This window comes from Aurantiacibacter marinus (assembly GCF_001021555.1).
Lineage (GTDB): Bacteria > Pseudomonadota > Alphaproteobacteria > Sphingomonadales > Sphingomonadaceae > Alteraurantiacibacter > Alteraurantiacibacter marinus.
Map to the genome: position 1 here is coordinate 80,484 of NZ_LDCP01000001.1, position 12,471 is coordinate 92,954.

A 12,471-nucleotide genomic window follows, 5' to 3' on the forward strand; every position below is an offset into this window, starting at 1 on the left:
CAATGATTGGGATTGCCACAGAATTGCCATCGCCGGCGCAACCGGTCAGCGCCAAACCCATGATGGAGATCGCGCCACAAGTGCCGGCCATCCATGAAAAATCCATATCTTGCCTCCCCCCGGTCGCTCTTCGCCATCTGCTGCGGGCGTCGATAAAAAAAGGGCTCCGGCGCTGAGATTGCGCCGGAGCCCTATATTCCAGCCCCTATATCAAAGGAGCTCCGGCTATTTGATCAGAAACCAAATCGCGCGATGAAGGTGTAACGCCGGTCATTGCGGAAAGCAGACCTGGTGATCCGCGTCCCGTCGTAGTCGACGACCTGGCTCGTTTCGGTAACTTCGTCGAGCAGGTTTACAGCCTGCACACCAACTTTGATCTGGTCGGTGATCGAGTAGAAGATCGAAGCATCCAGCTGCCCCGAGGATTCCTGCCAGATTGGCGAGAACGGGAAGATGTCATCACGCGGCGTAATCAGGAATTCCGACCGCCAATTGTAGGCGGCACGCATGGCCAAGGGACCACGCTCGTAGAACAACGTAGCGTTGACGGTATGCTCGGAAATTCCGGCAAGCGGCTGAAGGAAGGCGAACGGACTGCCGCCCAATTCATCAAAATTGGTCGTGACCGACGCTTCACCCGGATTTGCCAGGTTGGGGTTCGAGAAATCGCCGCCATCGACATAGGTGTAAGTCAACTGCGACCCGAGCCCGTCAAGCAGACCTGGCAGGAAGTCATAGGTCTGCTGGTAGGCCAATTCGATGCCCTTGAGCTGACCGCTTTGATCGTTTGCAGGCCCTTCAATCTGGGTATCAACCGACACTCCGCTCGGGCTGGTGTAATTCACCAGACCGATACCGGTGTTCACAATGCCCGTAATGTCCTTGAGGAAAAGCGATGCGGTCAATGAACCGACGGTATCGAAATACCATTCGGCCGACAGATCGTAGTTCCACGATTCAACCGGAAGCAAGTTGCGGTTACCCGTACGGATCGAGAACAACGGACCGGATGCAAGCGTGCCCTGGTTCGACAAATTATCGGTGTTGTCACCAAGTCCGCCACCACCGCGGAAGAGCTGGAGATCGGGACGGGAAATTCCCCTCGACACCGCTGCACGGAACAGCAGGCCATCACCGGTATCGAGCTTCACATTGAAACTGGGCAACCAGTTGTCAAACACGATATCGCGGTCATCGTTGAGGATTTCACCTGTAAAGGCCGCGGCATATTCTGCGAGTCTGGCATCAGACAGATCGCAATATCCCTGGGGGCCGCCGCCACCAATCGGAATGACAGTGCCATCGGGCAAAGTGACCGGGCTACATGCACCGACAACTTCCGAAACCTGCACGACGCCATCGCCGTTGCCGCCAGCAACAGGGTTACCGGCATTGTCGAGGACCGGCGTATCGAAACGGCCCGGCGCCGGGAAGCCAATCTGGCCCTGGGTGCTGATCTTCGTTTCGACGTAGCGAAGGCCAAAATTGCCTTCCACTATCCAGCCGTTGTTGAAATCATGACCGAAGTCGACACGGGCGTAAGCAGCCCTTGTTGTTTCGGCAACAATGGAGATTTCCGACGGGCAATACGGATTACAAGCCGTTGTTTCACCAGTGAGTGCATTGGTGAATGAACGGCCATTTACACCATAGTTAAATCGCTCTGGCGACTGGCCGAACTCCTGAATTTCAGCGACCTGCTCATCCGTGGTCCCGTCGAGATATTCCGCGAGGAAATCGTCGCCACCAAAGAAGAATGCTTCACCACCTGGAATCGGAGTCGGTGCGGAACCACGCTGGAACCCGTCACCGAACGGATCACGCAAACGGGCATAAGCGGGGAAATCATCAATGTAAGCGCCACCCGAGGCACCATCGAAGGCATTGGTTACACCGATTTCACCGATAAAGATGTCGCTGTTGGGGAATCGCCCGCGTGCGTTGTTGAAGAACCGGCCCGGCGTGAAGCCGTTGTAGCCGTCTCCGCCGTCCAACTGACCGTTGCCGTTCCAATCGTAAACGATCGTACCTGCACCACCGGGATTACAGTTTGGCCCTTCACCCCAAGGCAAACAGCCATCGCGGCCGGCCCATGGTGCTGAAAGGTTGCCCCAGGTGCTGAAATCCGTGTTGCGTGTTGTACGGTCACGATCGGCCCAGCGTGCACCAACGCGCGCGCTTTTGAAGAAACCGTCGCCAATGTCATATTCCACGTCAGCGCGAAGGGTGTAAAGTTCAGCTTCGTTCTGCTCGCGGCTGTCCAGAGCAAACCAATAGTAAGAATAGAACGGGTTGCCGAAATAATCGCTCGGCGCATTGGCTGGCGAGAGGAACGGGCTTGTCTCACTGGGAAGCACGAATTCGACTTGCGGCGTACCTTCACGCAGGTCGAGCGCAATGTCCGCCCAGGTGCTGGTCGCACCAAAAACAGAATCGCGGCTAAGTTCCGAAGTAATCCGCTGACCTTCGAAGTTGAACCGCAGGCGGTCGGTTACCGCAAAGTCGACATCAATCGAGTAATCTTCGGTGACCGAGTCCGCTTCACGAAGGAAGCGCAACGCATCGACCGGAACACCGCCATAAGGACTCTCGGCAACGCCCAGAGGTCCACCGACAGAGGTCTGCGTCAGCACACCATTGGTGAATACACCGTTTTCAAAACCCCATGTGCTGCCAGCCGCAGGGGTCGTGAAATTGCCACGCTCGTTGGGGCGCCCGATAAGCGCAAACTCTTCTGTCGCGAAGGTTGTGTCCGAACGCAGATATTCGGCAGTCAGAAGGAAACGACCGTCAACGCTTTCGTACTGGGCCACGACCGAATAAGCTTCACGCTCCCGGTCAAGGTCTGTGGTACGCACACCCGCTGCGCTTGGCACAAGCACCGAGCCGGCAGGCGGGAATTCATCGGGACCAAGAATGGCGCCGTCAAAACCAGCCGAGCTCACGCCTTGCGCACGAATACAACCGCCGGTCAGGTCAGCATTGCGATAGCAGGGATCGGACACCTGCGATGCATCGGTGCGGCTGTTCAGTTCGCTGTTCGAATAAGCGCCCTGAATACCAAAGGTACCGATGGCGGTGTCGAATGTATTCGACGCCAGGATATTGAAAGTTGGCGACCACTCTTCGCGGAGGTCGCCATAGTTCATTTCAATCGAACCAGAAATGTTGAAGCCGAGATTATCAAGCGGCTTGCGCGTCACGAGATTAACCTGACCAGCAATCGCGCCTTCAACCATGTCTGCTGTCACGTTCTTGAACACTTCGACGCGGCCGAGCAGCTCGGGCGAAACATCGTTGAAGCTCAGTACGCGGCCACCGGTGGCCGAGAATATCTCGCGTCCGTTCAGTTCGGAGCGGACATAGGGAAGGCCGCGAATGATAACGCCCGTACCCTCAACCGAGAAACGGTCGGGATCAGAAACCTTTTCAAAACGACCGATGTTGACACCAGGTACACGCTGCAGCGCTTCGGCCACCGAACGATCGGGCAAGGCGCCGATATCTTCAGCGGTGATGACATCCACGAACGTGTCGGCATTTTCCTTGAAGTTCTGCGCGCTCTCGAGCGAGGCACGGAAACCGCTAACGATGATCGTGTTTTCGGCGGCCTCATCGACCTGCTCTTCGCTATCGCCTTCAGCGGGCGCATCTTGCGCCAGAGCGATGCCTGGCACCGCAGCAACCAGCGCGATGCTGGAAACGGTAGCAAGCGTACGGATACGATTCGCGGACATAGTCATGGATTTGCGCACTGTTCTCTCCCCTTCGATGCGGGACTTTCTATCCCAATTGCACCGGAAATACATACCCCCCTTTAATCGGGGTTTGATCGTTCCATATCAAAATTGTGATCGTTCACAAGGGCAAAAAATGAACGTTCACAAGGGAGGTGGCTTAGTGTAACATTTTTGCAAACATGGTCCATTGGGCAGGCTTTGGCGGATTTGCGAATACGCCATGTTGCCGGTAGTCGCATGGGCGGATGAACAAGGATGCGTTAGATTATGGCAATCGAACATATTGTGATTGTTGGTGGCGGAACAGCTGGCTGGATGGCAGCAGCGCCGCTTTCGCGCATGAAAAAGGGCCGCAAACTGGCGGTCACGCTGATTGAATCAGAAGCCATCGGAACCGTTGGCGTGGGCGAAGCAACCATTCCGCCATTTCGCGAATTCAACCAGGCGCTGGAAATCGACGACCGCGAAATGCTGAGCGAAGTCCAAGGCTCGTTCAAGCTGGGCATCCAGTTCGTCAATTGCGGGGCGCTCGGCGACAGCTATATTCACCCTTTCGGCAATTACGGATACACCATCGGCGGGCTGTCCTTCCACCAGGTCTGGCATCACATGAAGGTAGCCGGAGACAAACGCCCGCTGCAGGTTTTCAATGTTGAAACCATGGCCGCGTATTTCGGACGCTTTATGCGTTCCAAGGACATGGAGCGCGAAGATTTGCCTCCGGTCAACTATGCCTATCATCTCGATGCGTCCCAATATGCCAAATACCTGCGCAAATATGCTGAATCGCGCGGCGTCGTGCGGCGGGAGGGCAAGATTTGCGATGTCCAGCTTGACGGGGAGAGCGGCGATGTGAAGTCGGTCAAGCTCGAAGACGGGACCGTCATCGAGGGGGACCTGTTTGTCGATTGTTCGGGCTTTCGCGGATTGTTGATCGAACAGGCGCTGGAAACCGGTTACGAAGACTGGTCGCACTGGCTACCCTGCAACCGCGCCGTTGCCATGCCCTGCCAACGTGACGACGGAACTCCGCCGCCACCTTTCACCAGGGCGACCGCGCATGCGGCCGGATGGCAATGGCAGGTGCCGTTGCAGCACCGCAACGGTAACGGCCACGTCTACTGCGATTCCTTCATGTCTGCCGACGAGGCGACCGACATTCTCGTCAAGAACATGGCAGGAAAGCCCACAGCCGATCCAAACCACCTGCGTTTCGTTACCGGTCGGCGCAAAAAGTTCTGGAACCGCAATGTGGTTGCGCTGGGACTTTCGGCGGGATTCATGGAGCCGCTGGAATCCACTTCGATCCACTTGGTCCACACCGGAATCAACAAGTTGATCGCCTTGCTGACGCTGGACGATATCACGGATGCAGCGCGCAATACCTTCAATCGGCTGACGGGCAGGGAATATGCGCGGATCCGGGATTTCCTGATCCTGCACTATAATGCCACCAGCCGTGATGACACCGAGTTCTGGAATTATTGCCGCACGATGAGCGTGCCCGATACACTGAGCGAAAAGGTCGAGCTGTTCCGGACGACGGGCCAGATATTCCGCGAAGAAGACGAACTCTTTACCGAAACAAGCTGGGCTGCGGTGATGTTGGGACAGGGCGTGGAGATGCAAGCCCACAATGCCATGGCGAGCTCGCTGGACAAGGCCGCCACGAAGTCCGAGTTTGACGAGATCGAACGCACAATTCGCACAATGGTTCAGCACATGCCCGGCCATGGCGATTATCTGGCGAAATACTGTCCTGCAGCACCGGCCTGACTTTCAGGCGCAGTGTCTGCGCATTTGTCATGCCTCTGTCATTTCGTGTAGGCAAAGGGCCTGATCTGGAAGGGCCCGCATGATTCTGCGTATCGGTATGTCAGTTGCAGCATTGTCGCTGGCCGCAATTCTTGCGGTTCCAGCGCATGCAGACGTGCTTGAGATAAGCGCGGATGGCGAAGTTCGCTGGATTTCCGGTGGCGTGCCCGTCGCTGACGCCGATGTGGTTGCCTATGCCGGACCGGTTGGCGAAGTTCCGACAGACGTGATGTCTTTCCTGCCCGATCATGCCGTGGCCGATACCCGGCTGCATGCTTCCGGCATTCCCGCCGCCTATGCCGTCACCATTCACGACCTTGCCCGCCGTTTCGATCTCAGCCCCGCCTTGCTCGAAGCTGTCGTGTGGCAGGAAAGCCGGTGGCGGGCTGACGCCGTGTCTCCGGCTGGTGCACGCGGCCTTGCCCAATTGATGCCCGGCACTGCGCGTGATCTTGGCGTCGATCCGGATGATCCTTTCGCCAATCTTGAAGGCGGCGCGCGGTACTTGCGTGAACAGCTGGACCGGTTCGACGGCGATCTGGAACGCGCCCTTGCTGCCTATAATGCAGGTCCAGGACGGGTTATCCGTTCAGGGGGCATTCCGCGTATTCGTGAAACACAAATGTATGTGGCCGCAATTATGGGCCGCTTGTCCGACCATTCCCGGAGTCCTGAATAACAATGCACATCTTTGCCCGTCTTGCCGCGTTTCTGACACTTGTGTTGCCCTCCGCCGCCTTTGCGCAGGACCCAGCCGGTTCCGGCCCGATCAACAGCGCCTTTGGCTGGATGCGTGACACGCTGCTCGGCACCGTGGCCACCACCGTCGCCGTGATGGCCGTGGCTGCCGTGGGCTTCATGATGCTGACAGGCCGCGTCAACTGGCGCTTTGGCGCAACCGTGATCATCGGCGTTTTTATCATCTTTGGCGCAGCCTCCATCGTGGCGGGCATCCAGGGCGCTGCGGCTGTCGGATAGGCTGGGCCTGTAATGCAAATGACCCGCTACCCCGTGCACCGCGCGCTTACCCGTCCGCAGATGTTTGCGGGCGTGACGTATAATTTTTTCGTGATCAACGCGCTGGTCACGACGGAGCTGTTCCTGATTACCGGCAGCTTCTGGTCCATGCTCGGCGCTGCCGGGATGCACGCGGTCGGCTATTTCGCGTGCCTGCGTGAACCGCGTTTTTTCGACCTCTGGATCACCAGGGTCAGCAAGTGCCCGCGCGTGAAGAACTACAAACGCTGGGGCTGCAATTCATACGCCGCCTAATTTGCGGCAGGAGCAAATGCGATGACAACCAAGTGGCCCGAAAAATGGTTGGGCGCCGCTGCATGGAGCGCCAGGGAAGCGCATGCGGGCGACCGCCTGCCCTATGCGCGGCTGGTCGATGCTGGCGTCATACTGCTGCGCGATGGATCACTGATGAGCGCGCTGCAAGTGCCCGGCCTGCTGTTTGAAACTGAAGACACCGATGCGCTGAACGCCCACGCCGCCACCCGCGAGATCATGCTGCGGTCCAACCTCGATGCACGATTTGTCATGTACCATCATGTCATCCGCCGCCGGGTCGCAGTGGAACTGGAGGCGCGGTTCGAAGACCCGCTATCTGCTCATATCGACCGGCGCTGGCGTGATAAGCTGTCGTCCGGATCACTTTTCGTCAACGACCAGTTCGTGACGCTGGTTCGCCGTCCCGCCCGCGGGAAGGCGGGTTTTGTTGAACGGGCAAGCAAGTTCTTAAGCCGACGGTCCAACGAAGCCGAGGATATTGATCCCAAAGATCTGCGTTCGCTGCGCGCAGCCATGCAAGCACTTGCGGCCAGCCTTGGCGATTACGGTGCGCAGCCCCTCGGTGATTACACCGGGCCATCGGGAGCCGCGAATAACGAGCTGCTGGAGCTGCTTTCCGCACTTTATAACGGCGAGATGCGGCCAGTGCGCCGTCCGGAATCGGAAACCGATATCGGGCGAATGATCCCCTATCGCCGCGCCAGTTTCGGCATTGATGCGATGGAACTTCGCGGATCAAGCGGGGCCGACTTTGCCTCCATGCTCAGCCTGAAAGACTATCCCGAAGCGACCAGCGCGGGCCTGCTCGATGCCATGCTGCGCCTGCCCTATGAAATGATCGTGAGCGAGAGTTTCGCGCCGCAGGAGCGCCAGACCTCGAAAGAAAAGATCGACCTTGCGATCCGCCGCCTGAAAAGCGCGGACGAAGAAGCGCAGGCCGAACGCGCAGATATGCTGGCCGCGCGCAACGAACTTGGCGCAGGATCGGTAGGCTTCGGCGACCATCACCTTTCCGTTCTGGTTCGAGAAAGCACATTGGAACGGCTTGACGATGCCACCGCATCCGTCGCCGCCAGCCTTGCCGATACCGGTGCGATTACCGTGCGCGAAGATACCAATCTGGAACCTGCATTCTGGGGCCAGTTTCCTGGTAATGAGCAATATCTGGTGCGCCGGGCCATGATTTCCACCGCCAATATGGCAAGCTTCGGCAGTCTTCACGGCTTCGCGCTTGGGCAGGCCGATGGCAACCACTGGGGCGAAGCGGTTACGCTGCTTCAGACCACCAGTTCCACCCCGTTCTTCTTCAATTTCCATCATGGAGATCTGGGCAATTTCTCGGTCATCGGCCCGTCCGGTTCGGGTAAGACCGTAGTGATGAATTTCCTCGCAGCTCAGGCACAGAAGTTCGCGCCCCGCACCATTCTGTTCGATAAGGACCGCGGTGCGGAGCTGTTTATTCGCGGTATCGGCGGCAATTACGATCGCATCCGGTCGGGCGAACCGACCGGCTTCAATCCGCTGTCCCTGCCCGACACCTCCGTCAACCGCGGTTTCCTGCGGGATTGGCTGGGCGTGATGCTAGAGGCCCAGGGCCCGGAAGAGCTTTCGACCATCGCCGCCGCAGTCGATGCAGCATATGCCAATGACAGCTCGCTCCGCCGCCTGCGCCATTTCAAGGAACTGGTGTCCGGCAGCCGCCGCCCGCAGCCCGGCGATCTGGCGGACCGGCTTTCTGCATGGATAGATGATGGCGAGCACGGCTGGCTGTTCGACAATGCCACCGACAATCTTGATCTTTCGACCCGCGTAATGGGTTTTGACATGACCGCCCTGCTGGAAAACCCCAAGCTGCGCACACCGGTCATGATGTACCTGTTCCACCGTATTGAGGAACGGCTGGACGGCCAGCCCACCATGATCCTGATCGACGAAGGGTGGAAGGCGCTGGATGACGAGGTCTTCGCCGCGCGTATTCGTGATTGGCTGAAGACCTTGCGCAAGCGCAATGCACTGGTCGGTTTCGCCACCCAAAGCGCGCGCGATGCGCTGGACAGCAAGATTTCCACCGCGCTGGTCGAACAGACCGCCACAATGATCTTCATGCCCAATGCCCGCGCCCGGCCAGAGGATTATTGCGACGGTTTCGGCCTGACAGAGCATGAATTCGCGCTGATCCGCACCTTGCCTGCGCACAGCCGCTGCTTCCTTGTACGACAGCCCGATGCCAGCGTTGTGGTGAGGCTCGATCTGTCCGGCGCGCCCGAAGTGTTGACGATGCTTTCGGGCCGCGAAAGCACGGTGCGGCGGCTTGATCTGCTGCGCGAAGCCGTCGGTAACGATCCCTCGCAATGGTTCCCTGCACTGACCAATCACGCATGGCCCGGCCCTGCAGGTGAAGTATTGGAAGCAGACACCCGGGGACAGGAGGCGGCCGAGTGACCAGCACTGTCGCCAGCGTAGGGATCGAATGCCAGCGCCAGATGGAATCTGTCGGCGCGGGCATCGGTGCATCCCTGCGCGGCGTCGATTGCGCGGCGAACGCGATGGCAGAAGCGGCGTTCAACCGGCTGTTTACCGAAGGCGGATTTCTTGGCCCTACGCTGACAATCATCCTGACGCTGTTCGTCGCTCTGCTCGGGTTTGCGCTGATAACCGGGCGCACACGGATCGGTCTTGCGTCGCTCACGCCGCGCATGGTGACACTGGTTGCAGTCGTCACCTTCGCGACCAGCTGGTTCATCTTCCAAAGCGTCTTCTGGAAGCTCGCCGTGCTCGGACCGGATTCCATCGCGACTGGCCTGATGGGCACCAATGGCTCTGCCACCACAATTTTCGCGGACAAGCTGGACACGGTGATGCTGTCGCTGATGCAGGCATCGGGCGGCGATGCGATGGATGCCAACACCTCTATTTTCTCTCCGCCGGGTCTATTGTGGTCGGGCGGGACCATGCTGCTTCTCGGCACGGTGGGCGTGCTGGCGACCACCAAGATCGCGCTCGCCATCCTGATGGGCATCGGTCCGATTTTCATTGTGATGGCGCTGTTCAATGGTACGCGCGGATTGTTCATCGGATGGCTGAAAGGCGTCGTGATGATGGCCATGGCGCCGCTGTTCGCGGTGCTTGGCGGATCGCTGATGCTGGAATTGGCGATCCCTGTCCTCTCCAGCCTTGCCGCCAGCCCCGGCCAGATTGACGTGCGCCCGGCGATGGCTTTCTTCATGATCGGCGCTGTCCACCTTGCGCTCATGTTCATGATCCTAAAGGTGATTTCGACCATGGTATCGGGATGGACAGTATTCGGCCTGGCGCGCAGCGACACAGGCTACGACGCAGCCTATGCGCCCGCAGCTGTTGCTGCGGCAGCCGCAATGCACGCCGCGCCGCCTTCCCCTCTCACAACCACCACGGCAAGCGACCGTGCCGCGCAGGCGGCCCCCGCCCCATCACGCGATATTCGCGTCGCTGCCGTGATGCCGATGGCGGCCAATGACGGCGCCATCGGCGCAAACACCCGGGAGACCCGCAGTATCGGGGTCGCCGCATCATCACCTGCCGGAATGCCCGGCATGACGCCATCACGCGCCCGCGGAATTGGCAGCCGTTTCAAATCGGCGCCGATCCGCTCCACGGAGAAAATGCAATGATCCGCACCAGCCTTATGGCAGTGCTTCTGGCGGCCACACTGGTGGCGACACCTGCGCTGGCGCAGCGCGACCCGCGCATGGTGGAGCGCCTCTATGATCCCGCCGAAGTGGTGCGGATCGAAGGCAAGACCAACGTTCAGACTACCATCCGCTTTGGAGATGACGAGTCGATCGAAAATGTCGCAATTGGCGATTCGCAGGCGTGGCAGGTAACACCCAACCGCCGTGCAAACCTGCTGTTCGTAAAGCCTCTCGCCCCGCGTGCGACCACGAATATGACCGTGGTGACCAATCGCCATACCTATCTGTTCGATCTGGTCGCCAACCCCAATGCGCGCACACCGCTATATATCCTGACCTTCACCTATCCTGCGGAATTGCAGCCTGCGCCGGACGAAACGCAGTTGGCATCAGCAATGCCCGCCGTCACGGCGAATGCGCTGGAATTGGCAGCGGCCAGCGACGATTATGCTGTGCTCGACCCGGCAACCCTGAATTTCGCGTGGGCAGGAACGGGCGCGCAAGGCCTGCTTCCGGCAGAAATATACGACAATGGAGAGGCGACCTTCCTGTCGTGGCCGGCAGGACAAGCGATGCCCGCCATTCTGTTGAAGGATCACGAGGGCAATGAAGGTCCGGTCAATTTTGCTGTGCGCAGCGATGTGATCGTGCTCGACATGGTGCCAGCCGAGATTGTCCTGCGGTCGGGCGATGATGTGGCACTGCTCACCAATCAGGGTGATCCCGGCGCATATCTTGCCGACGGAACCGCCCGCCGCGACCCTGAACGCAACTGAACGGAGACCAAGCCCATGAAACTAGCCATGCGCCTTCCGGAAAAAAGCAGCGGCATCGCCAACGATACCGATCCGCGCGATGATGAAACAACAGAGGTCATCGACCTCGCAAGCCGGACGTCTTATCCGGCGGTGGCAAACCGGAGAGGCAAGTCGGACGCCCTCGGCCTTGCTGCAGGCATCGCCTTTGTCGCACTGATAGGCGCTGCAACCTTATGGGGCCTGAGCGCCGGCGATGTAGGGGACGAAAGCGGCGCGCAAGTAGCGGTCAATGAGGCAGCGTTGCCGCCAGTCAGCGTCATTCCCGAGGGCACGGTCCCAGCCGATAGCGTGCCTGGCGCCAATGCGGCCGGAATTCCAATGAACGATCCCGCGCCTTCCCCGGTACTTGCCCGGGCGCCAGGCGCGAACATCGACACAGGACCAGGTATCAACCCCTATTCCTCACCGACACTCGTGTTCGATGGCGGCGTTGCCCCCTCGTCTGCTGCTGCCAATGCCGCTGCTGCCGTGGCCGCAGCTGCCGGCACGCCGCAAAATGCGGTAGTGCCCGGCGGCGGTGCAGCGGGCGAATTCGCCGCGCGTATCGGCGGAGTTGGCGGCGGCACTGCTGTCGCTCGGCAGGATATCGATCCTGCAACAACGGTAACGCAAGGCACGATGATCCCTGCCATCCTTGAAACCGCGATCAACACCGACGTCCCCGGTTTCGTGCGCGCCGTGGTGAGCCAGGACGTGCGCAGTTTTGACGGAGGCCGCATTCTAATTCCCCGTTCAAGCCGCCTTGTGGGGCAATATCAGTCCGGCCTTCAGGCAGGCCAGCGCCGCGCCTATGTCATCTGGCAGCGCGTGATCCGGCCGGACGGTGTGACGGTGCAATTGCAAAGTCCTGCCACCAGCTTTGACGGCACCGCTGGCATTGCCGGCGATGTTGACAACCACTTCTTCAGTCGGTTCGGTTCAGCCATGCTGCTGTCCGTCATCGGCGGGCTGACCAATGTGGCAAGCGGCGGGGCCTCCGTCATTCTCGGCGGCGGGCAGAGCGCAGCCAACACCGCCTTGCAGCAGGATGGCCAGCGCAGCCCGACCGTGCGTGTTCGCATGGGAGAGCCAATCCGCGTCTACACTGCGCGCGACCTCGATTTTGCCCAAGCCCCGCAAGTCCGCTGATCCGCA

At 59.4% G+C, this 12,471-nt stretch carries 9 protein-coding genes; 8 read left to right on the top strand and 1 reads right to left on the bottom strand.

Going from position 1 to position 12,471, the window contains the following annotated elements; all coding sequences use genetic code 11:
- Window positions 1-233: 233 nt before the first annotated feature.
- On the bottom strand, window positions 234-3,743 hold the full coding sequence (locus tag AB731_RS00395; protein WP_047092887.1) for a TonB-dependent receptor domain-containing protein: 3,510 nt from the start codon (window positions 3,741-3,743) through the stop codon (window positions 234-236).
- Between the two features lie 264 nt (window positions 3,744-4,007).
- Here AB731_RS00395 and AB731_RS00400 point away from each other — a divergent pair, with 264 nt between their 5' ends.
- The 8 genes from AB731_RS00400 to AB731_RS00435 all read left to right on the top strand — a co-directional run bounded on the left by AB731_RS00400 (window position 4,008) and on the right by AB731_RS00435 (window position 12,465).
- A complete protein-coding gene (locus tag AB731_RS00400; protein ID WP_047310180.1) occupies window positions 4,008-5,516 on the top strand; it encodes a tryptophan halogenase family protein in 1,509 nt (502 codons plus the stop codon).
- A 79-nt stretch (window positions 5,517-5,595) separates the two neighbouring features.
- Complete coding sequence (locus AB731_RS00405) at window positions 5,596-6,234, top strand: lytic transglycosylase domain-containing protein (protein ID WP_231638786.1); 639 nt, start codon at window positions 5,596-5,598, stop codon at window positions 6,232-6,234.
- A 2-nt stretch (window positions 6,235-6,236) separates the two neighbouring features.
- Window positions 6,237-6,533 carry a TrbC/VirB2 family protein gene (locus AB731_RS00410; RefSeq protein WP_173425738.1) on the top strand — a complete coding sequence of 99 codons (297 nt, stop codon included), beginning with the start codon at window positions 6,237-6,239 and terminating at the stop codon, window positions 6,531-6,533.
- Between the two features lie 12 nt (window positions 6,534-6,545).
- Window positions 6,546-6,827, top strand: a complete 282-nt coding sequence (locus tag AB731_RS00415; protein WP_047092884.1) for a type IV secretion system protein VirB3 — start codon at window positions 6,546-6,548, stop codon at window positions 6,825-6,827.
- A gap of 21 nt (window positions 6,828-6,848) precedes the next feature.
- Window positions 6,849-9,290, top strand: a complete 2,442-nt coding sequence (locus AB731_RS00420) for a VirB4 family type IV secretion/conjugal transfer ATPase (protein WP_047092883.1) — start codon at window positions 6,849-6,851, stop codon at window positions 9,288-9,290.
- Window positions 9,287-10,498, top strand: a complete 1,212-nt coding sequence (locus tag AB731_RS00425) for a type IV secretion system protein (RefSeq protein ID WP_231638787.1) — start codon at window positions 9,287-9,289, stop codon at window positions 10,496-10,498. Before AB731_RS00420 ends, AB731_RS00425 begins: the two co-directional genes overlap by 4 nt.
- On the top strand, window positions 10,495-11,295 hold the full coding sequence (locus AB731_RS00430) for a TrbG/VirB9 family P-type conjugative transfer protein (protein ID WP_047092881.1): 801 nt from the start codon (window positions 10,495-10,497) through the stop codon (window positions 11,293-11,295). The genes AB731_RS00425 and AB731_RS00430 overlap by 4 nt, the downstream gene beginning before the upstream one ends.
- A gap of 15 nt (window positions 11,296-11,310) precedes the next feature.
- On the top strand, window positions 11,311-12,465 hold the full coding sequence (locus tag AB731_RS00435) for a TrbI/VirB10 family protein (protein WP_231638788.1): 1,155 nt from the start codon (window positions 11,311-11,313) through the stop codon (window positions 12,463-12,465).
- Window positions 12,466-12,471: the final 6 nt, after the last annotated feature.